This window comes from Mesorhizobium jarvisii (assembly GCF_003601985.1).
Classification (GTDB): domain Bacteria; phylum Pseudomonadota; class Alphaproteobacteria; order Rhizobiales; family Rhizobiaceae; genus Mesorhizobium; species Mesorhizobium jarvisii.
On the sequence record NZ_QZXA01000007.1, the window covers coordinates 366,514 to 387,133 of the forward strand.

At 59.9% G+C, this 20,620-nt stretch carries 16 protein-coding genes and 1 tRNA gene; 7 read left to right on the forward strand and 10 right to left on the reverse strand.

What is annotated here, in order from left to right; all coding sequences use genetic code 11:
• Positions 1-25 precede the first annotated feature (25 nt).
• The gene (locus D3242_RS20045) at positions 26-2,254 is read right to left on the reverse strand and encodes a RelA/SpoT family protein (protein WP_019857194.1); all 2,229 of its coding nucleotides are present in this window, start codon (positions 2,252-2,254) and stop codon (positions 26-28) included.
• Between the two features lie 128 nt (positions 2,255-2,382).
• Entirely contained in the window at positions 2,383-2,784 is a 402-nt protein-coding gene (gene rpoZ, locus D3242_RS20050; protein ID WP_019857193.1) for a DNA-directed RNA polymerase subunit omega, read from the reverse strand.
• 320 nt (positions 2,785-3,104) lie between these two features.
• Here rpoZ and D3242_RS20055 point away from each other — a divergent pair, with 320 nt between their 5' ends.
• Positions 3,105-3,686 carry a LabA-like NYN domain-containing protein gene (locus D3242_RS20055; RefSeq protein ID WP_010915096.1) on the forward strand — a complete coding sequence of 194 codons (582 nt, stop codon included), beginning with the start codon at positions 3,105-3,107 and terminating at the stop codon, positions 3,684-3,686.
• Between the two features lie 11 nt (positions 3,687-3,697).
• Positions 3,698-4,354: a uracil-DNA glycosylase gene (locus D3242_RS20060; RefSeq protein ID WP_064985018.1), complete on the forward strand. Its 657-nt coding sequence runs from the start codon at positions 3,698-3,700 to the stop codon at positions 4,352-4,354.
• A 10-nt stretch (positions 4,355-4,364) separates the two neighbouring features.
• On the opposite strand, the gene D3242_RS20065 is transcribed toward D3242_RS20060, so the two are convergent.
• Positions 4,365-5,378, reverse strand: a complete 1,014-nt coding sequence (locus tag D3242_RS20065; protein WP_064985020.1) for a zinc-binding alcohol dehydrogenase family protein — start codon at positions 5,376-5,378, stop codon at positions 4,365-4,367.
• Between the two features lie 110 nt (positions 5,379-5,488).
• Here D3242_RS20065 and D3242_RS20070 point away from each other — a divergent pair, with 110 nt between their 5' ends.
• Complete coding sequence (locus D3242_RS20070; RefSeq protein ID WP_064985103.1) at positions 5,489-5,851, forward strand: winged helix-turn-helix transcriptional regulator; 363 nt, start codon at positions 5,489-5,491, stop codon at positions 5,849-5,851.
• A 31-nt stretch (positions 5,852-5,882) separates the two neighbouring features.
• Here D3242_RS20070 and D3242_RS20075 read toward each other — a convergent pair whose 3' ends face one another.
• The 3 genes from D3242_RS20075 to dapA all read right to left on the reverse strand — a co-directional run bounded on the left by D3242_RS20075 (position 5,883) and on the right by dapA (position 8,099).
• Positions 5,883-6,626, reverse strand: a complete 744-nt coding sequence (locus tag D3242_RS20075) for a glycoside hydrolase family 25 protein (protein ID WP_064985022.1) — start codon at positions 6,624-6,626, stop codon at positions 5,883-5,885.
• Between the two features lie 86 nt (positions 6,627-6,712).
• Positions 6,713-7,192, reverse strand: a complete 480-nt coding sequence (gene smpB, locus D3242_RS20080) for an SsrA-binding protein SmpB (RefSeq protein WP_006202221.1) — start codon at positions 7,190-7,192, stop codon at positions 6,713-6,715.
• Positions 7,193-7,217: 25 nt separating this feature from the next.
• Positions 7,218-8,099 carry a 4-hydroxy-tetrahydrodipicolinate synthase gene (gene dapA / locus D3242_RS20085; RefSeq protein ID WP_038652384.1) on the reverse strand — a complete coding sequence of 294 codons (882 nt, stop codon included), beginning with the start codon at positions 8,097-8,099 and terminating at the stop codon, positions 7,218-7,220.
• 303 nt (positions 8,100-8,402) lie between these two features.
• On the opposite strand from dapA, the gene D3242_RS20090 reads away from it, so the two are divergent.
• Both D3242_RS20090 and D3242_RS20095 read left to right on the forward strand, forming a co-directional pair.
• A complete protein-coding gene (locus tag D3242_RS20090; RefSeq protein WP_064985023.1) occupies positions 8,403-10,433 on the forward strand; it encodes a lytic transglycosylase domain-containing protein in 2,031 nt (676 codons plus the stop codon).
• A gap of 366 nt (positions 10,434-10,799) precedes the next feature.
• Positions 10,800-11,699 carry an alpha/beta fold hydrolase gene (locus D3242_RS20095; protein WP_064985025.1) on the forward strand — a complete coding sequence of 300 codons (900 nt, stop codon included), beginning with the start codon at positions 10,800-10,802 and terminating at the stop codon, positions 11,697-11,699.
• 70 nt (positions 11,700-11,769) lie between these two features.
• On the opposite strand, the gene D3242_RS20100 is transcribed toward D3242_RS20095, so the two are convergent.
• Positions 11,770-12,846, reverse strand: coding sequence for a tyrosine-type recombinase/integrase (locus D3242_RS20100; RefSeq protein ID WP_171880396.1), 1,077 nt, complete (start codon positions 12,844-12,846; stop codon positions 11,770-11,772).
• A gap of 240 nt (positions 12,847-13,086) precedes the next feature.
• Entirely contained in the window at positions 13,087-14,175 is a 1,089-nt protein-coding gene (locus D3242_RS20105; protein ID WP_064985027.1) for a porin, read from the reverse strand.
• 471 nt (positions 14,176-14,646) lie between these two features.
• Here D3242_RS20105 and D3242_RS20110 point away from each other — a divergent pair.
• Positions 14,647-14,737: transfer RNA gene (locus D3242_RS20110), tRNA-Ser, on the forward strand.
• A gap of 294 nt (positions 14,738-15,031) precedes the next feature.
• Positions 15,032-16,219, forward strand: a complete 1,188-nt coding sequence (locus tag D3242_RS20120) for a porin (protein ID WP_120145514.1) — start codon at positions 15,032-15,034, stop codon at positions 16,217-16,219.
• 251 nt (positions 16,220-16,470) lie between these two features.
• Here D3242_RS20120 and D3242_RS20125 read toward each other — a convergent pair whose 3' ends face one another.
• Both D3242_RS20125 and D3242_RS20130 read right to left on the reverse strand, forming a co-directional pair.
• On the reverse strand, positions 16,471-18,135 hold the full coding sequence (locus D3242_RS20125) for a tetratricopeptide repeat-containing sulfotransferase family protein (RefSeq protein WP_064985031.1): 1,665 nt from the start codon (positions 18,133-18,135) through the stop codon (positions 16,471-16,473).
• Positions 18,136-18,826: 691 nt separating this feature from the next.
• Positions 18,827-20,506 (reverse strand): tetratricopeptide repeat-containing sulfotransferase family protein, encoded by a 1,680-nt coding sequence (locus D3242_RS20130; protein WP_064985033.1) that lies wholly within the window; start codon positions 20,504-20,506, stop codon positions 18,827-18,829.
• Positions 20,507-20,620: the final 114 nt, after the last annotated feature.

Consider the following 20,620-nt stretch of genomic DNA (forward strand, 5'->3'; position numbering starts at 1 on the left):
CTGCCCCCCAGATAGATCAGCCATGTCAGCCATTCACACGCCGTGCGTCGCTGACGCTCGAATTGTCCTTGAGCTGCGACAGCAGCCGGTTGAGGTGCTTCAGATCCCAGACTTCGAGATCGATCAGCATTTCGGTGAAGTCGGGCGCCGTGCGCACCATCGACAGCGTATGGATGTTGGCGTCATTGGACGCAACGACCTGGGCGATATCGGCGAGCGAGCCCGGCGCATTGATGGCGGTGACCGAGACACGCGCGGGGAAGCGCTCCTTGGTGCGCTCGTCAATGTCCCAGCGCACGTCGATCCAGCGCTCGGGCTGGTCATCGAAAGCCTGCAGCGCCGGCGACTGGATCGGATAGATGGTGATGCCGGTGCCCGGCTGGACGATGCCAACGATGCGATCGCCGGGCACAGCACCCTCCGGCGCGAAGCGCACCGGCAGGTCGCCGCGTACGCCGCGGATCGGCACGGCGCCGTCACGCGGCTGGTCCTTGTCCTTGCGCGCGGCCCGGCCCGGAATCTGGAACAGCATGCCAGCGGCGTTGCGGATCTTCGACCAGCCCTCCTCGCGCTGCTTGGGCGCGGCCGGCGTGACGCGTTCGTCCTTGTAGTCTGGGAAGACCGCCTTCATGACGTCGGTGGAGGCAAGTTCGCCACGACCGACGGACGCCAGCACGTCCTCGATGTCCTTGCGCGCCAGCCGGTGCAGCACCGGCTTCAGGCTTTCCTTGGTGAAATTCTTGCCGGCGCGTTCGAAGGCGCGTTCGAGAATACGCGCGCCGAGGCCGGAATACTGCTTGCGAATGGCGTTCTTGGTGGCCCGGCGGATGGCGGCGCGCGCCTTGCCGGTGACGACGACCGATTCCCACGCCGCCGGCGGCACTTGCGCCTTGGAGCGGATGATCTCGACCTCGTCGCCATTCTTCAGTTCCGTCATCAGCGGCATGATGCGGCCGTTGACCTTGGCACCGACGCAGGTGTCGCCGACATCGGTGTGCACCGCATAGGCGAAATCGATGGGCGTGGCGCCGCGCGGCAAGGCAATCAGCATGCCCTTTGGCGTGAAGCAGAACACCTGGTCCTGGAACAGTTCCAGCTTGGTGTTCTCGAGGAAATCCTCGGGATTGTCGCCTTCGGCAAGCTGCTCGATGGTGCGCCGCAGCCAGGCATAGGCATTGGTCTCCTTCGAGATCGCATGGCCGGCACCGTTCGTCTTGCCGCCGGTGTCCTTATAGATCGAGTGCGCCGCGACGCCGTATTCGGCGATCTTGTTCATCTCGCGGGTGCGAATCTGCAGCTCGACGCGCTGACGCGACGGCCCGACGATGGTGGTGTGGATCGAGCGATAGTCGTTCTGCTTCGGCGTCGAGATGTAGTCCTTGAAGCGGCCGGGCACCATCGACCATGTGGTGTGGATGGCGCCAAGCGCGCGGTAGCAGTCCTCGACCGTATCGACCACGACGCGAAAGCCGAAAATGTCGGACAGCTGCTCGAAGGACAGCGCCTTGGCCTCCATCTTGCGGAACACCGACCAGGGCTTCTTCTGGCGGCTCTTCACGCCGGCGTTGATGGCATGCTTTTCAAACAGCCCCGACAGCGCCTTTTCAATGTCGGTCAGCACGCCCTTGTTGCGCTCGAATATCTCGGCAAGCCGCGCGGTGACGGCGCGATAGGCTTCCGGATTGATGTAGCGGAAGGCGATCTCCTCCAGCTCTTCGCGCATGCCTTGCATTCCCATGCGCCCGGCCAGCGGCGCATAGATGTCCATCGTCTCCTCGGCAATGCGCAGGCGCTTGGCCTCCGGCATGTGGTCGAGGGTGCGCATGTTGTGGAGGCGGTCGGCAAGCTTGACCAACAGCACGCGGACGTCTTCCGAGATCGCCAGAAGCAGCTTGCGCAGGTTCTCCGCCTGCTCGGCCTTCTTGGAGACGAGATCGAGCTTCTTCAGCTTGGTCAGGCCCTCGACCAGCTTGCCCATTTCGGGGCCGAACAGATCGTCGATCTCGGCCCGCGTCGCCGTGGTGTCTTCGATGGTGTCGTGCAACAGGGCGACGGCGATCGTTGCCTCGTCCATGTGCATTTCAGTGAGGATGGCGGCGACTTCGAGCGGATGCGAGAAATACGGATCGCCGGAAGCGCGCTTCTGGTGGCCATGCTTCTGCATGGCATAGACATAGGCCTTGTTGAGCAGCGCCTCGTTGACGTCAGGCTTGTAGCGCTGGACGCGCTCGACAAGCTCATACTGACGCATCATGGGCGGAATCTCTCAGCGATGAAATGAATCATGCGCCGCACTGCTGTACGGCGCATGTCATAGATAGCCACGAAACTGCCGGGACGGAAGTGCCGGAAACGCGTTCCGGGCAGGTCCAGGAAACTCTCTTAGTAGTCGTCGCTCTTTTCCGGCGGTACCAGACCTTCGATGCCGGCCAGCAGGTCTTCCTCGGTCATGCGATCGAAGGTGATGTTGTCCTCGGCATCGTCGGTTTCAGCGGCCGCGACAGCGCCGCCGGTCTGATCGGCGATCACCTCGCCTTCAGCCTCGGGCTCGTCGACCTCGACATGCTTCTGCAGCGAATGGATCAGATCTTCCTTGAGGTCGTCGGGCGACAGCGTCTCGTCGGCGATCTCGCGCAGGGCGATGACCGGGTTCTTGTCGTTGTCGCGAGGAACGGTGATCTGCGCGCCCTGGCTGATCTGGCGGGCACGGTGGCCGGCCAAAAGCACCAGCTCGAAGCGGTTGTCGACCTTGTCGATGCAATCTTCAACGGTTACGCGGGCCATGGACTGCCCCTTTCATGCCTGGATTTGATGGAAAACAGGGGCGGTCCATAACCCGAACGCCGCCAAAATACAAGCATCATGGCATTGGCGGGACTATTGGGTGCTCAATCCCTGCCCAAACACCGGATCTGGCAAACAGCCCGCGTCGTTCGTTCGACGCCGCGATCACAATTGCTTGCATTGCCGCATCACGCCTTGGATTGCCACCAAACTGGCGTTATCTCGAATGGACAAGGTCAGCCGGTTTATTATGAGCCTGACCGATAGTCGCTACCGCATTTCGTTTAGACGGCCGCATTTTTCGAAAAGGAACATTTTCCATGTTCGACCCCCGTGAAAAAATCGCCTTGTTCATCGACGGTGCCAATCTCTACGCTACGTCGCGGGCGCTCGGCTTCGACATCGACTATCGCAAGCTGTTGTCGAGTTTCCAGAAGCGCGGCTATCTCTTGCGCGCCTATTATTACACGGCACTGGTCGAGGATCAGGAATACTCCTCGATCCGCCCGCTGATCGACTGGCTCGACTATAACGGCTTCAAGGTGGTGACCAAGCCCGCCAAGGAGTTCACCGACTCGACCGGCCGCCGCAAGATCAAGGGCAATATGGACATCGAACTGACGGTCGATGCGCTGGAGCTCGCCGATGTCGTCGACCACTATGTCATTTTCTCCGGCGATGGCGACTTCCGCACGCTGGTCGAGGCGCTGCAGCGGCGCGGCCGCAAGGTGTCGATCGTCTCGACCATGGCCTCGCAACCGCCGATGATCTCGGACGATCTGCGCCGCCAGGCCGACCATTTCATCGACCTGACGACGCTGAAGAACGAAGTCGGCCGCGATCCTTCCGAGCGGCCCGTGCGACGGCCCGAACCGGCTGAAGTCGATGAGGACGACTACTGAGGCCGGTTGCCTTGACCGCCCTCTCCCAAGCCGAACCGGGTCGCGACTGCCCGCTCTGCCCGCGGCTGCATGATTTCATTGCGCAGTGGCGGCAGCGCGAGCCGTCCTGGTTCAACGCGCCGGTGCCGACCTTCCTGCCGCCGCAGGGCGAGGACAGCGTCCAGCTTCTGATCGTCGGGCTGGCGCCCGGCCTGCGCGGTGCCAACCGCACCGGCCGCCCCTTCACCGGCGACTATGCCGGCGACCTGCTCTACTCGACGCTGATCGCGCACGGCTTAGCACGCGGTGAGTTCAAGGCGCGGCCCGATGACGGGCTGGAGCTTGTCGGCACCGCGATCACCAATGCAGTGCGCTGCGTGCCGCCGGAGAACAAGCCGGTGGGCGCCGAAATCTCGACCTGTCGCAGCTTCCTGGTGCCGACGATCGCACGCTTTCCCAAGCTACGCGCGGTGCTGGCGCTTGGGTCCATCGCGCACCAGTCGACCGTGCGCGCGCTGGGCGGGCGCGTCGCCGCCTATCCGTTCAAGCATGGCGGGCAGCTGCCGGCCGGCGGCGTCACGCTGTTTTCGAGCTATCACTGCTCGCGCTACAACACCAACACCGGCGTTTTGACGGAGGCGATGTTCGTCAGCGTGTTCAGCGAGATCGCGGCGTTCCTGCAGAAATAACCGCCGCCCTTCAAAACCCCTCCAGCACAATCTTGCCCTTGGCCTTGCCGGTTTCGATCAGCGCATGAGCGCGCTTCAGATTGGCGGCATTGATAGGACCGAAGGTTTCACCCAAGGTGGTGCGGATGATGCTCGCGTCGACCAGGCGCGACAGCTCGTTCAGATGTTCGCCCTGTGCGGCCATGTCCTGCGTCTCGAACAGCGAGCGGGTGAACATCAGTTCCCAATGCACCGAAACGCTTTTGCGTTTGAACGGATTGATATCGAGCGTCTGGGGATCGTCGATCAACCCGAACCGGCCTTGCGGTGCGATCAATTCGGCAATCTCGGCCAGGTGCCGGTCGGTGTTGGTTGTCGAGAATACGAAGGCTGGTGCGCCGATACCGAGTGCCGCGACTTCGGCAGCCAACGGCTTGGAATGATCGATGGCATGATGGGCGCCAAGCCCAAGCACCCAGTCGCGTGTCTCTGGCCTCGATGCGGTGGCGATCACCGTCAGATCGGTCAGTTGGCGCGCAAGCTGCACCGCGATCGAGCCGACGCCGCCAGCGCCGCCGATGATCACGATGGCATTCGCGGCACCCACGACAGGCTTCTTCACGTCAAGGCGATCGAACAGCGCCTCAAAGGCGGTGATCGCCGTCAGCGGCAGCGCCGCGGCCTGCGCATACTCGAGCGAGCCGGGCTTGCGGCCGACGAGGCGCTCATCGACAAGGTGGAACTCGGCATTGGTACCTTGCGGCGCGAGCGCACCGGAATAGAAGACGTCGTCTCCGGGCTTGAACAGGGTGGCATCCGGCCCCGTTGCAACGACCCGGCCGGCGGCGTCCCAGCCAAGCACACGCCAGCTTCCGGCTTCGGGTTTGGCACTCCGCCGTATCTTGGTGTCGACCGGATTGACCGAGATCGCCTTTACCTCGACCAGCAATTGACGGCCTTTCGGCTCCGGCTTGGGCAGGTCGATGTCGACAAGGGACGCCTGATCGGTGATGGGGGCTGGGACTTGATAGCCGACGGCGCGCATTTCGATCTCCGCAATTGCTGTTGAGCTTTGTATGCGGCAGAGATGCGGATTATGTGCGCAAGGCGCAAGAATGCACATATAAAGCACATAGTGTCGAAAAGGATACCGTCATGCCGCGTATTCGCCATGAACGACTCGATTGCAGCCCTGGCTGCAGCGTGGAGGGAACGCTGCGCTATATCGACGGAAAATGGAAAGGCGTCGTGCTCTACCATCTGTTCGAAGGGACGCTGCGCTTCAACGAGATCCGCCGGCGCATTCCCAACTGCACACAGCGCATGCTGACCAACCAGCTGCGCGAACTGGAAGCCGATGGGCTGATTGCTCGCAAGATCTATCCGGAAGTGCCGCCGAAGGTGGAATACAGCCTGACGCCGCGTGGCAGAAGCCTGGGGCCGGTGATCACAGCCCTGAAAGAGTGGGGCGATGCGAATGTGACGCTGGCGCCGCAGGTTCCGCAGGTTGCAGCATAAAGCGGCAGTGAGCGCTGTCCCCTGAATGAGTTCATGGGGATGGCGGAGCTTCCGGAAGGATCGATCCCGGTGATGTTGTGGACAGCGCGGCCAGCACGGCCGGCCCGCCCTGCAGAACGTTCAGGTCGACGTCACCCTCGATGCCATCCACGCGGCCCCGGTTGTGGTACTGCCAATAGACCCAGTCGTGGCGGTCCGGTTCCACCAGCAGCGAGCGAAGCCAGAGCGGGCGAGCAGCGATCTGCCCGGCATAGGCAGCCTCAGCCTCATCGGTCAGATAGACGATCGCCGTCTTGCCGAACGCCGCCTCGACAGGTCCGAGGAAAGCCTGGAGTTCGGCATTCAACTGTTCGGGCGATGGGCGCTGCGGACAGTTGCCGCCGAACTCAACATCGACCACCGGCGGCAGCAAGGGCTGATCGTGCGGTACCACCGAGATGAAATTCTTCGCCTGGTCGGCGCCGGGCCGGCAGAAGGTGAAGAAATGATAGGCGCCTACGGCGATGCCGGCCGCACGGGCCTCACGTAGATTGGTGGCAAAAGCGCGATCGACATGATCGCCCCCCTCGGTCGCCTTGATGATGGCGAAGGCGACATCGTCGGCGGCAGCCCGCCGCCAGTCGATCTGGCCTTGATGATGCGAGACGTCGATGCCCCTGACCGGATATTTGTTACGGTCGGGAGAATAGGTGTGGAAGTAAACGAAGCCGCCGGCCACGGCCATCGCTGCAAAAACCAGGCCCATCGATCCCCAGAGGATGATCCGGTTCTTCAAAGCGATCCCCTCTGGTATCTGTCGGTCGCTCTTGCCCGAAATTTGGAAGCCAACCTGGCTTTTCGAGGGCTACCGCCTGATGTTTCTCACCCACGCTCCTTCAAGAGCCGGCCCTTCTCGCGCGACCAGTCGCGCTGTTTCTCGGTCTCGCGCTTGTCGTGCAGTTTCTTGCCGCGGCCGACGGCGAGCAGCAGCTTGGCGCGGCCCTGGTCGTTGAAATAGATTTTCAGCGGCACCAGCGTCATGCCTTCGCGGTCGACGCTTTGCGACAGCTTGGCCATCTCGCGCTTGTTGAGCAGGAGTTTGCGCCGCCGCCTGGGCTCGTGGTTGAAGCGGTTGGCCTGCAGATATTCGGGCAGATAGGAATTGATCAGCCAGATCTCGCCGCCTTCGACCGAGGCATAGCTGTCCTGGATATTGGCCTGGCCCTGGCGCAGCGACTTGACCTCGGTGCCGGTCAGCACCAAGCCGGCCTCGATCGTGTCGAGCACCTCATAGGAAAACCGCGCCTTGCGGTTTTCCGCAACGGTCTTGTTGTTGGGATCGGCTTTTCTGACTTGATTCATGATGTGGAGAGGTGGCGCCTCATCCTCAATTAATCAAGCCGGCGTGCTTCATGGCCGCATCGATCTTCGCCGCGGTCGACTCCTCCACCGTGACCAGTGGCGAGCGCAGCACATTCTCGACCTTGCCCAGCTTCGACAGCGCGTATTTGGCGCCGGACACGCCGGGCTCCAGGAAGATCGCCTTGTGCAGCGGCAAGAGACGGTCCTGCAATTCAAGCGCCTTGGCGCTGTCGCCGGAAAGCGTCGCCTCCTGGAATTCGGCGCACAGCCGCGGTGCGACGTTCGAGGTCACCGAGATGCAGCCGACGCCGCCATGGGCGTTGAAGCCGAGCGCCGAGGCATCCTCGCCGGAAAGCTGGATGAAATCCTTGCCGCAGGTCATGCGCTGCTCGGACACACGCTCGACCTTACCGGTCGCGTCCTTGACGCCGACGATGTTCTTGAAGTCGTGCGCCAGCCGGCCCATCGTCTCCGGCATCATGTCGATCACCGAACGCGGTGGGATATTGTAGATGATGATCGGCAGCTTGGTCGCCTTGGCGACGGCGGCGAAATGCTCGTAGAGGCCGCGCTGCGTCGGCTTGTTGTAGTAGGGCGTGACGACGAGCGCAGCGTCGGCGCCAACCTTTTCGGCATATTGCACGAGGCCGACGGCTTCCGCCGTGTTGTTGGAACCGGCGCCGGCGACGACCGGAGCGCGGCCCTTGGCCACCTCGATGCAGACCTTGACGACATGGCGATGCTCGTCATGCGACAGCGTCGGCGACTCGCCGGTGGTGCCAACCGGAACCAAGCCTGTCGTGCCTTCCCCGAGCTGCCATTCGACAAAGGCGCGAAAGGCTTTCTCGTCGAAACGCCCGCTCTTTTCGAACGGTGTCACGAGCGCAGTAAGCGAGCCTCTCAGCATGTCGTCCAACTCCTTGGGACTAGTTTGTTTATGCATGTAATTGTCCCAAAACCGGTATCCACTTTTGGGCGACATGCATCGGTGTTTTGTCGATCAGTTTATCGTGCGCGCCTTCTAACCGAAAGCGAAGCGGCGCACCATAGTCTCGACATGGTTGCGCGGCAAGCATCGCCATGGTGCCAGCAAGCGCAATTCGAACGGCCTCGATAACTCTTTGTTTACGAGCCCTTCACGACCTAAGTTTAGGCTTCGAGGCATCTTCGCCTGCTGGTAGAATGCTGGGATAAGGAAAGACACGAGACCATGCCGACCCGTCGGCCTCACCTCTTCGCACTGCTAGGCGCCATCGCCGCGCTGATGCCCGGCGTGGCGATCAGCGGCAGCGTGGATGCGCGGGTCACCTCGGCGATCCCGATGCCGAGCCCGCAGGACAGTGCGCAGCAGGCCCCCTCACCCAGCGTCGCCCCGTTGAAAACTGGGCTCGACGCACTGGCCGCCGGCGATATCCCCGGCGCTCGCGGTGTGCGCGATGCGCTTCCCGCCCAATCGCTCGACCAGCACATTCTGGCCTGGGCGATCGCACTTTACGGTGGCGACAAGGTTCCGAGCGGCGACATCGCCGCCGCCGCGAAGATGCTGCCCAACTGGCCGGGCACCATTGCCTTGCGCAAGAACAGCGAGCGGGCGCTCTATCGAGAAAACCCCGCTCCCGACATCGTCATTGCGGCGTTCGATGGCAGCCAGCCGCAAACATTCGAGGGCGTCATGGTTCTCGCCCGCGCCTATGTGGCGACGGGCAATGTCAAGGCGGCGCGCTCGGTGCTGTCGCCGTTCTGGCGCACCACGGTCCTGGAAGCCAAGGACGAGACGGCGCTGATCAAGGAATTCGGCAGTCTGATCCCTGCTGCCGACCACCGTTTTCGCATGGACCGTATGTTCTATGCCGACCGGGTGAATTCCGCGCTGCGCATTGCCGGTCTTGCCGGCGCCCAGCAGTTTGCCGAGGCCTGGGCCGCGGCCGACAGAGGCGACAAGAATGCGTTGAAACTGCTGACGGCCGTCCCGGCATCCCAGCGTTCTGCCGGCTATTTCTTCGCGCAGGCCGAATATCTGCGCAAGCAGGAGGATTTTGCCGGCGCCGCTGCCGTGGTGATGATGGCGCCGACGGACCGCGAGGCTCTGGTCGACCCGGACGCCTGGTGGGTCGAGCGCCGGGTGCTGTCGCGCGAACTGGTCGACCAGGGCGACATGAAGACGGCGTACAAGATTGTCGCCACGCATGCCGCTGAAAGTGCAGCCAATGCGGCCGAGGCCGAGTTCCATGCCGGCTGGTATGCGCTGCGTGGCCTCAACGACCCCAAGCTTGCCGCGACGCATTTTTCGCGCATCGCCGACCTTGCCCAAGGGCCGATGACCCTGTCGCGCGCCTATTACTGGCTCGGCCGTGCCGCGGAAGTCGGCGGTCCCGGCAACGCCAAGGACTATTTTGGGCGCGCCGCCAACTACGGCACGACCTTTTACGGGCAGCTTGCCGCCGAACGTGTCGGCCGGCAGGCGCTCAACATCGTCTATCCCACGCCCAGTGCCGCCGACCGGCAGAATTTTGCCGGCCGCGAGGCGGTCAGCGCGATCAAGCGGCTGCAGGAGGCAGGCTATGATCGCTATGCCGAAACACTCTATCGCGACCTTGCCGGCCAATTGACCAGCCCGGGCGAACTGGCGCTGCTTGCTGTCCTTGCCGAGAAGCAGGGCAACCATTTCATGGCGCTGAAGGTCGGCAAGATCGCCGGCGCGCGCGGCATCGATGTCGGCGCGTTGTCGCATCCGCTCGGCGTCATTCCTGATTCGGCCAATATTTCCGGTTCGGGCAAGGCGCTGGCCTATGCGATTGCCCGCCAGGAGAGCGAATTCAACATCGGTGCCGTATCCAGCGCCGGCGCGCGCGGGCTGCTGCAGCTGATGCCGGGAACCGCCAAGCAACTGGCGAAGAAGGCCGGATTGCAGTTTTCGCAGGCGCGGCTGACCACCGACGCCGGCTACAACGCCACACTCGGCTCGGCCTTCCTCGGCGAGCAGCTCGATCGCTTCAACGGCTCCTACGTGCTGACCTTCGCCGGCTACAATGCCGGCCCCAACCGGGCCAGCCAGTGGGTGGCGAAGTACGGCGACCCGCGCGGCAAGGACATCGATGCGGTGGTGGACTGGATCGAGCGGATTCCCTACACGGAAACAAGAAGTTACGTGCAGCGCGTGATGGAGAATTACGAAGTCTACAAGATGCGTATTTCCGGCAAATACGACATCGTCGGCGACCTCGTGAACGGGCGGAGTTGAGGCTTCTCGGTGCCTCTCCGCTTGTGGGGTGAGCAGCCGGCTCGCGTAAGCGAATTCATCGCGCCGGTGGCACGATGACAGACCAGCGAACGCCGGGACGCAACAAGCAGCGGGGAAATCCAGTGGACCTTTTGAAGGGGTTCAACGCCCGAAGGCTGGGAGTCTGCGAAGGGCCGGATGGTGGCCGATCCGCCCGACGGCGAATCGGGTCTTCACAGTTCGAAGCTCGAAAAGCCAACGAATTGGCTTTTCGTCGGCTACGCGCCCCCTCCCACCTGACAAGGGGAGAAGGAAAGGCCTTCATTTGACCGATCCTGCACTCGTCTGTAGCAGTCGAAAACAATCCGGCCAGGGAATCTTTTTCAGATGTCGAGCACCGAAGAATTTGGCGACTTCTTCTACGCCGCGCCTGACGGGCTGAGACTTCATGCCCGCGTCTATGGCGAAGCGAAGTCCGGACATTGGCCGGTCATCTGCCTGCCTGGCTTGACCCGCAACGCACGGGATTTTCATGAGCTGGCACTTTATCTTTCGATGCGATCGCCGGTACCGCGCCAAGTGGTTGCGTTCGACTATCGCGGACGCGGACAGTCGGCCTACGATCCCGATGTCAGCCACTACAATGTCGGCGTCGAGGCCAGCGACATCCTTGCCGGGCTGGCCGCGCTTGGCATTGAAGGGGCGGTCTTCATCGGCACCTCCCGCGGCGGACTGATCATCCATGTGCTTGGCGCGCTGCGGCCGGCCGTGCTGAAAGCCATTGTTCTCAACGACATCGGGCCGGTGATCGAGCCGGCCGGCCTCGCCCACATCCAGTCCTATCTCGAACGCGCACCGAGGCCGAAAACCTTCCCCGAGGCGATGGATGCCCAGCGCAGCGTTCACGGCAAGGATTTTTCCAAGCTCAGCGACGCCGACTGGAGGCGGATGGTGGGAGCGCTCTACCGCGAGACGGCTCAAGGGCTGTTGCCGGATTTTGATCCGAAACTGGTCGATACGGTCGCCAATCTCGACCTGTCACAGCCATTGCCGGCGCTGTGGCCGCAGTTCGAGGCGTTGGCCGCCATTCCCCTGCTCGCCATACGTGGCGCCAATTCGAAATTGCTGTCGGCTGAAACGCTGGACGGGATGCGAAAGCGTCATCCGATGATGGAAGCGATGACGATCGACGGCCAGGGCCACGCGCCGTTCCTTGAAACCGGCAGCCTCCCCAGCGATATAGCGACCTTCCTTGATCGGGCCGAGCGCGGGCGTCAAACGAAGTAGACCCCAAGACCAGACCTGGTCCTGGGGCCGCCATGACAGTATATGCAGGCCTTAGGAACTGTTTGGGGAACTATTTGACCTTCGAGCTTTTCCCGGACGCTTTGGCTGGCTTCGCTGCGCCCGCCTCGCTCGTCTTGCCCCGCTTTGGCGCGGAAGCCGCGGTCAATGGTGACGAGAACACAGAGCTTTCGGCGTCGCGCGCCGACTCTTCGCTTCGCGGCGTTTCGAGCACCACAACGCAGCCGTCGAGATCATTGGTGGCCAGATGCGCGTAGCGCATGGTCATCGACAAGGTCTGATGGCCGAGCCACATCTGCACGCGCCTGATGTCTATGCCGCCCTGGACAAGACGCGAAGCACAGGTGTGGCGCAGGATGTGCGGCACGACCTGATCGTCGGCACCAAGACCGACTTCAGCCTTAGCCTCGTTCCAAATGGCACGATATTGCGCCTGGCTAAGCTTGGTGAACGGACCTTTGGGCCGGCGGCCCTCGGTCGGAGGCAGCTTGATCACTTCCTTGACACGCTCGGTCATCGGAATGGTGCGGCTGCGGCCGGATTTGGTGATCCAGAAGGAGACGCGATGTTCCTGGATGTCGTTCCAGATCAGTCCGAGCGCCTCGCCAAGACGGCATCCAGTGTCGACCAGGAAGACGGAAAGCCTGTAGGCATCCTCGCTGCGGCTTCTGATGGCAGCAAACAGCCTTGCCTCTTCCTCCCTCTCGAGGAAGCGAATCCGTCCCGCCCGCTCCTTCTGGCGGCGGAACTCGGGCAGACTGTGGATATCTCCCATCTTGTAAGCCTTGCGCAGCAGTTTGCTAAGGGCAGCCATCTTTCGATTGATGGTTGCGTTGCTGTTGCCGCGCTGGCGCAATGTGCCGATAAGGTTGTCAAGGGTACTCTGGTCAAAGGCGCTGAAACACTCCCCAAGGAGGATCTCGTCTATCTCGCCGATGAAAGAGCTGACATTGTATTTATGCCGCCCATCATCCCACAGTATGTCTCGATAGGCTGAAAAAAGCTCTCCGACTCGGTACGACTTTACTTCTCTTATCTTGTTGTAAGTGTACTTAATCTTTGAATTCTGAGAAGAAAACATCGAAAACGGATCCGGGGGGCTACCCTCTTGAATCGCTTCGTTGGTCATAATTCGTCTCACCCCCGAGTGGATAGATCAGCCCTATCCGCTTGGAAGCGTCCTTTCAAGAGATTTAATCACGCGGTTGTGATCTCATCCGCCCATCTGCGAATCCCACGAAATCACTCTGCGGACTTGTTCAGCTACCGATTCCCCCTCTTCCTTCGTTTGCGTTGACCCAGTCACGAAACAAAAACAGCCCGGGCGTTTGTGCGCCCGGGCTGGATTTCACCTGTAAGGAACCAGCCCTTAGAACGAGCGCTGGAAGCGGAGCATACCGCCGATGCCATCGAACTTGCCATGCCAGTCGCTGGCGGACGCGTTGATGTAGTCAACTTCGCCGGTAACCGTGAAGCCGGGAACGATGTCATATGCAATGTTGGCTGCGAGGCCGAACTTCTTGCCATCGTCATAGGAGGCCTGCACGTTGAACGAGGTTTTCTCGTTGAACTTGTAGCTACCACCACCCCAGACTGCCCAGCTGCCGTCCCACAGCTTGAAGAAGTTGTGGCCCGTGTTCAGCTCCGTGACGTCGTCCTTGTTTCCGAAGCCAGCCATCAAGAACAGCGACAGTTCGTTGGTGGCGTTCACGTCCAAGCGAGCCTTGCCGGCCCATGCTTCGTAGTTGCTGTCGTAAGCGGCAACCGCGGTGATCGCACCCCAGCCCTGCGTCCACTTCACGCCACCGACGACGTGCGGAACATAGCTGTCGATCGTGTTGGCGCCAGCGCCTTCTTCGAGCGAGACAACGGCCGAGAAGCCGTTGCCAGCGTCGAAATAGTACTGGACGACGTTGGTGTCGAACGAGCCGTACGGGACAAGCGTATCCTGGATGACGTTGCCGGCGTAGCCGATGAACGTATCGAAGGCCGATTCGTCCTTACCGACGCGGAGACCACCGAGCTGGATCCAGGCGAAGTTCAGAGAGACGCCCTTGTTGAAGGCCTCATTGCTCAAGGCGGTGTTGCCGAAGTTGAAACGGGTCTCGGTGTAGGTCTTCAACGTGCCGAGTTCGGTTTCCTGGCCGGTCCAGGTCTTCAGCGTGAAGCGCGCGTTCTTCTGCCAAGTGTGATTGATGCTGCCGTCCTGATGATCAACGGCGAGCGCACCATCGAACGATTCGACGTCGCCGCCGCCGATGTCATAGCGCACATAGCCGCCGATGCGCAGGCAGGTTTCGGTGCCGGGGATGTAGAAGTAGCCAGCGCCGTAGACGTCGCAAATCTTGACGTATTCAGCGGGTTCCGGCTCGGCGACGACGACGGCGTCGGCGGCGCGCGCACCGGAAACTGCGATCAGGGCCGCAGCGGAGCCGAGAAGAAGGCTCTTGATGTTCATTTTCTGACCTCCAGTCAAAAGTTAAAAAACGGGTCTGGGTATTCTTTGCTGAAGGACAGCGTTCCCTGCCCCATCCCCACTACCGAAAAAGATGCGCACCGCGCCGCTCCTTCGAACCCGACATTACCCATGAGGCGGCGGCGTTCAACAACGATCGTACCGGCGAAAGGGCAGTTTGGCTGCTATCCCCCAGCGTTGTTGCACAAATGACACGATTTGGCCTCACTCAGAAAGCTCTCGTTAACCATCAGGCCCGCCGCAAGCGCTTATTTCCAGCCGAATCCGACGACCGGCTGGCGGAATCAAGGCAAGGCCGCGAGTCATTAGCCAGGGATTTGCCGCAGAACCGCCTAAACCAGGAAAGGCGGGCTTCGGTGCGCCTCTTATTTTCCATATTATGATTTCTTTTTCGGAGATAATGGCTGGGGCTTGTTGATTGTGCCGGCGCTTTTCTTTATCCAGCGGCGCAACGGAGAGGTGGCCGAGTGGTCGAAGGCGCTCCCCTGCTAAGGGAGTAGAGGTCAAAAGCTTCTCGTGGGTTCGAATCCCATCCTCTCCGCCATCCTGCTTCGCGCTGTGCGCTTCGAATCGCATCAACCAGGCCATGTGACGTCGACCAAGGGTCATCTGCCTGTCGTCTTGAAGGCGTGTATTGCGGTCGAAGCGGAGGCCAATGCACGGCAGCTGAAGCGGCATTTCAAGACCGGATCAGGCAAGGCTTTTGCGAGCAAGCGATTTTGGCGAACTGCGTCCCACCGACGGCCCATGATGCTATCTATCTGAGATAAAAAGAAAAACGGCCATTCGATCCGTTTTTCGCCGACCTCTACTCCCGATTCTGACTGGAGGTCAGAAAATGAACATCAAGAGCCTTCTTCTCGGCTCCGCTGCGGCCCTGATCGCAGTTTCCGGTGCGCGCGCCGCCGACGCCGTCGTCGTCGCCGAGCCGGAACCCGCTGAATACGTCAAGATTTGCGACGTCTACGGCGCTGGCTACTTCTACATCCCCGGCACCGAAACCTGCCTGCGCATCGGCGGCTATGTCCGCGAAGACATCGGAGGCGGCGACGTCGAATCGTTCGATGGTGCGCTCGCCGTTGATCATCAGGACGGCAGCATCAATCACACTTGGCAGAAGAACGCGCGCTTCACGCTGAAGACCTGGACCGGTCAGGAAACCGAACTCGGTACGTTGAAGACCTACACCGAGTATCGCATGAACTTCGGCAACAACTATGGCGACTATGGCAGCTCAACGCTCGCGGGCGGAACTGAGCCAAATCCCAACGCCGGCACCGCCGGCTGGCGGGCTGGTAACAAGAGCAGCGCCCTTGAATTCGCCTGGATCCAGCTCGGCGGTCTGCGCGTCGGTGCTGACGAATCGGCCTTCGATACGTTCATCGGCTACGCCGGCAACGTCATCAACGACACGATCGTCCCCTATGGCGGTTTCCAGACCAACGTCATCCAGTACTACTTCGACGCCGGCAATGGCCTGTCGGCCGTGGTCTCGCTCGAAGAAGGCTCAGGTTCCGATACAATCGACAGCTATGTTCCGCATGTCGTCGGCGGCTTGAAGTGGACGCAGGGCTGGGGCGCCATCACCGGCGTTGTCGCCTATGACAGCAACTACGAAGAAGTCGCCGGCAAGGTTCGCCTGGACGTCAACGTGTCCAACGAACTGTCGCTGTTCGCCATGGTCGGCTACGGTTCGGACAACAACCTCAACGACCCAACCAATAACATCGACGCGCTCGGCCGCGGCTTCTACAAGCTGTGGGGCGGCAACTGGGCAGTGTGGGGCGGCGGCACCTACAAGTTCAACGAGAAGACCTCGTTCAACCTTCAGGCCTCGTATGACGACTGGAAAGACATCGGCCTCGCGGCAAACGTCGCCTACACCGTCGTTCCCGGCTTCACGATCACAGCGGAAGCCGACTGGCAGCGTGTTGGCCAGGGCGCCATCGACAACGACTCGGTTTGGGTCAGCGCGACCAAGAAGAACAACGTTGGCGGCATCCTCCGCTTCCAGCGCGACTTCTAACCAATTTCGCCTTGTCGAAATCGAACCCGGCGGGCAACCGCCGGGTTTTTTGTCAGCTCGTCAAAAATGCAGCCTTACTGTCACCAGGCTGAGTGCCTGTCTTTTTTGAAAGTTTGCGGGCGGCAGGAGCGGGCGGACGAAACCGGGGCAGCTCTGACAGTTTCGTTCGATGCCTCAGCCATCTCCGTCACATGGTCGCGCTACGAGAGTCCATGTCAGTTCGGCAGCACCCGGAGAGCTTTCGTGCCCAATCAAACCCCAGCCAGGTCCCCCAACGCATCGACCAGCGGCTGGATTGCGCTTCCATAAGCCTTCCAGCGATTGACGGACGAGGTGTAGATTGGCTGGCGAACCTGCCAGCGGCTGAACGTGTTCACCGAACCGCCCTTGTCAAAGAACCGCAAGCAGGCGTCGTCCCATGGCAGGCCCAGATGGTCTATCAGGCGGCGCGATTGCCCTTCCTGGTCGGAGACCATGTCCTCATAGCGACTGTGCAGGATTTGCCCTGGAAAAACCGTATCCCAATGACGCATAAGCCGGTGATACTCGCGATAATACAGGCCGAGTGTGTGGAGATCGGCGGCATAGCTATTGTCCTCGTTGAAACTCAGGAAATAGCATGAGAGGCAATTGTCGATGGCATCGCGGCGGCAGTGAATGATGCGCGCCTTGGGAAAAAGGAGCCTTATGAGGCCGATGAGCTCGAAATTATGAGGCAACTTGTCGACGATTCGTGAAGCTTCCGGCGATTTTTGCCTGATGTGAGTGAGATACTCTTCGGCCAGGGACTTCGACTGGTCGACAGTCATATTGAGGATCGATCCGCGCAACTCCTCCGGCGAGCGCGTCTTGGGCGCGAGCCTGTTGGTGATGCGCCGGAGTTTTGTCAGCTCGCCGGCGCCATAAGCATCGGGGTGGCTGGCACAGATCTGCTCGGTCAAAGTGGTGCCCGAACGCGGCATGCCAAGCACGAAGACCGGCACTTCGGAAGAGCTGCCATATCCTGCCTTGGCCGCCAGCATCTGCGGGCTGAACAGTTCGATCATGAAATCGACGCTGCGGCGGTAACCCTCCATGTCGAAGCGACGGGCCGAGCGTTTTGCCTGCCCGAAGTGGTCCATCGCCTCGTCATAGCGCCTGAGGTCGTTGAGCACCTTGCCAGCCGCGTAGTGGATCTGCTGTATGCTTTTCGCATCAAGCGCCGGATTGTTCAGCTCAGCCAGAATGGATTTGAATTCCGCCGGCTCTTCCGTGAATTTTCGGATGCTAACCAAGCCGTTGTAGGCAGCGGCGACATCCTGACGATGGCTGATCGCCTCGTTCATGTAACCTGTCGCATCGTCCATACGGCCGAGGCTTACTAGCGCATTGGCCAGCCCCATTCGGACAAGAGGATGGCCACCATTGATTCTGAGCGCCTTCTCATAAAGCGGGACCGCCATATCGGCCTTGCCGAATTCGGTGTAGGCACGGCCCAGCGTGCAGAGCGCCTCGACCCAGTCGGCTTTCAAGCCGCACGCACGCTCAAAATGCCTGATCGCATCCGCATGCTCGCCGACTTTCAAATAGGTTTCGCCCAATGCCATATGGTAGTTTGGGTTCTGAGGCGCCGCCTCCACCGCTCGCTCAAAACACCGAATGGCCATCTCGTCGTCCAGGCCGAGCGCAAAGGTTCCCAATAGATACAAAGCGAGAGGATGCCTCGGGTTATGAGCCAATACGCGCTGACAAAGTGCCTCCGCATCCAGCAACCGATTTGCCCGATGAAGTTCGACAGCCTGCCTGAGCAGTGCGTCATCGGCCTGCGCTTGGGATCGCGAGCTTGCTTTCAGTTGGGCGATTTTCGGCTGCGGGTTTTTCGGTCCAGACGGAGTTTTCAGATGCCTCGACCAGGCGGGCGGCAGACGATTGTTCATGGTCCTTCGCTAGCAAAAAAGGCCAACCAAATCTATAATTCTAAGCCCATTCGAAGCTTTTTTAGGTACCCAACCTTACAGGCTAGCGGCGAAGAATTCAGTCAAGAGTCGCATCGTCCGCTCAGGCGAGGCAGCGAGTTCACTCTTGCTGCATTGGACAGATTTGGCTTCGGCAATTTAGGTTTCATAGCCGGGCCAGCTTTCAGGCGCTGGCAACCAAGTTGGAAGCGGACGATTGTCATGTTGTTTCCAGCAAAAAGCCGTTGAGGAACGTTAGATGCGCTCCGGCAAGCAAAGCGAATTCGGACGCCGCCTCTGCCAAGTGCCTGCTCGCAACTCGATCCGTAGGGACCCTTCCGTCGTGTGGATTAGGCCGCAGGCCTTCCGCGACCGCATCGATGCTATCGCTGTCGCGGGGATGCAAAGGAGATTCCTCAACAAGACTAAAGCACGGCCGCTCGAAGCGTTCAGACACTCGAACAGGCGTTAGGCATCCTGTTTTTTGGTTGCCTGCCAGAAAATCGGTCCGCGAAATTCACAACGACTATGGGCGAGATAACTTAAAGAAAACGCGACTGTCTATTCTCAAACATTTCGTAAAAGAGACTAGGCGATGAAGATCCAAAGTCCCAAGTTTCACCGTAAGATTGAGGGGGTAATGGCATTCTCGCCACATCGCCCGCTATTGAGGTCAAACGTCAGCCAAGTCGCCTAAGGCTTCGATCAACGGCTGGATCTTGCCTTCATAGTTCTTCCACCGCTTAACGGACGACGAGTAAATGGGCTGGCGGACCTGCCAGTGGCTAAGTGTTTTGACGGACCCCTCTTTTTCAAAGAAGCGGAGACATGCGTTATCCCAGGCTAACCCAAGGTGATTTATCAGACGCCGAGACTGCCCTTCCTGATCCACAATAAGATCTTCATAGCTATTATCGAATATTCTCCCTGGCATAATAGACTTCCAATGACACATGAGACGATGATACTCACGGTAATAAAGTCCAAGGGTCGTGAGGTCCGATGTATAAGTATGAGTACCCTTCAGGCTCGATACAAAGCACGACAAGCAACTGTCAATTGGGCTTCGCCTACAATGAATTATGCGAGCGTTGGGAAAAAGAATACCAATGAGCCCTATTATTTCAAAATTATGCGGCATCTTATCAACAATTCGAGATGCGAGCGGCGAATAAATTCGCAAGTTGGATAGATATTCTTCAGCGAAAATCTGAGATCGCTCGGCGGTCATCAATTTGACCATTTGTCCAAAAGCTGGTCCCAACTCCATCTTCAAATTTGTGGAGACAGCAATTCGGCCCAGTTTGGTGAGTTCTCCGGCGCTGTGTACGTCTGGATGGCTTGAGCAGATTTGCTCAGTCAAGGTTGTGCCAGAGCGCGGCATCCCGAGCACAAATACAGGCACCTCAGATGGATCGCCATATCCGGCCTTGGTCGCTAGCAACTCCGTATCGAACAAGGCGATCATGGAATCGACCCACCTGCGGTAGGACTCAATGTCACAAGTTTGAGCCCTGAACTCCTTTGCTTTCAGGTAATGCTCTATCGCTTCGTCATAACGCTCAAGATCGTTCAAAACCTTGCCCGCGGCCTGATGGAGGTTATATGCTTCGTCAGCTGAGTTGGGCGAATTGCTAAGTTCGGTTAGAATGGAATCGAGCTCCGGCGGCGCGGTCGAAAATCTTCGAATGTTCACAAGAGCCATGTAGGCAGCGGACACGTTTTCGCGCCGGGCGATTGTTTCTTCCAAATATGCTGTCGCCTCCTCCATTCTTCCCAAATCTATCAGAATACGCGCCAATCCTATTCGGACCAGGGGGTGATCTCGGTTTAGCTCAAGCGCTTTTTGGTAGACTGGCAAAGCCATCTCGCCCTTGTCAAAATCGACATAGGCCCGCCCTAAAGCACACAGGGCTTCGACCATATCGGGCTTTAATTCACAGGCTCGCTGCAAATGCGCTATCGCCGGCAAATAATCACCGAGTTTCAAATAGCATTCGCCCAATGTGAATTGAAAGTATGGATTACCGGGCATTTCAGAGCACGCCTGGCTCAGGTATTCCAGGGCCAACTCGTCATCAAAATTCAGCCCTATCGTGCCAAGTACATACAGAGCTAACGCATGGTTGGGTTTTCTTGTCAGAATGCGGTGGCATAATTCCTCAGCCTCCGGCAATCGGTTGGCCCTCTGCAACTCTATGGCCCGACGCAGCAGCGTGTCATCGTCCTGCGCGCCTGACATTTTAGGCATCGGCGACGGTGTTGGCAGGCCGGTTTTCATCGGCCCAGCCTTTTTGGGCAGGATTTGGACCTTAAGATGCCTGGACCAGGCGGGCGGCAGACGATTGTTCATCGTCCTTCGCTAGCAAAAAGGGGTGACGGAATCCAGCGCTACGGCTGGAAACCGCAGGGTGCTTGCACGGTTAGGCCGGCCACGCTAGCAAGAAGTCCCCTTTTCCAAGCGAGC

Excerpts from the sequence above, each read along its gene's own strand:
- D3242_RS20045 (WP_019857194.1), bottom strand. The coding sequence starts at position 2,254 with ATGATGCGTCAGTATGAGCTTGTCGAGCGCGTCCAGCGCTACAAGCCT.
- rpoZ (WP_019857193.1), bottom strand. The coding sequence starts at position 2,784 with ATGGCCCGCGTAACCGTTGAAGATTGCATCGACAAGGTCGACAACCGC.
- D3242_RS20055 (WP_010915096.1), top strand. The coding sequence starts at position 3,105 with ATGTTCGACCCCCGTGAAAAAATCGCCTTGTTCATCGACGGTGCCAAT.
- D3242_RS20065 (WP_064985020.1), bottom strand. The coding sequence starts at position 5,378 with ATGCGCGCCGTCGGCTATCAAGTCCCAGCCCCCATCACCGATCAGGCG.
- D3242_RS20070 (WP_064985103.1), top strand. The coding sequence starts at position 5,489 with ATGCCGCGTATTCGCCATGAACGACTCGATTGCAGCCCTGGCTGCAGC.
- smpB (WP_006202221.1), bottom strand. The coding sequence starts at position 7,192 with ATGAATCAAGTCAGAAAAGCCGATCCCAACAACAAGACCGTTGCGGAA.
- dapA (WP_038652384.1), bottom strand. The coding sequence starts at position 8,099 with ATGCTGAGAGGCTCGCTTACTGCGCTCGTGACACCGTTCGAAAAGAGC.
- D3242_RS20090 (WP_064985023.1), top strand. The coding sequence starts at position 8,403 with ATGCCGACCCGTCGGCCTCACCTCTTCGCACTGCTAGGCGCCATCGCC.
- D3242_RS20095 (WP_064985025.1), top strand. The coding sequence starts at position 10,800 with ATGTCGAGCACCGAAGAATTTGGCGACTTCTTCTACGCCGCGCCTGAC.
- D3242_RS20100 (WP_171880396.1), bottom strand. The coding sequence starts at position 12,846 with ATGACCAACGAAGCGATTCAAGAGGGTAGCCCCCCGGATCCGTTTTCG.
- D3242_RS20105 (WP_064985027.1), bottom strand. The coding sequence starts at position 14,175 with ATGAACATCAAGAGCCTTCTTCTCGGCTCCGCTGCGGCCCTGATCGCA.
- D3242_RS20120 (WP_120145514.1), top strand. The coding sequence starts at position 15,032 with ATGAACATCAAGAGCCTTCTTCTCGGCTCCGCTGCGGCCCTGATCGCA.
- D3242_RS20125 (WP_064985031.1), bottom strand. The coding sequence starts at position 18,135 with ATGAACAATCGTCTGCCGCCCGCCTGGTCGAGGCATCTGAAAACTCCG.
- D3242_RS20130 (WP_064985033.1), bottom strand. The coding sequence starts at position 20,506 with ATGAACAATCGTCTGCCGCCCGCCTGGTCCAGGCATCTTAAGGTCCAA.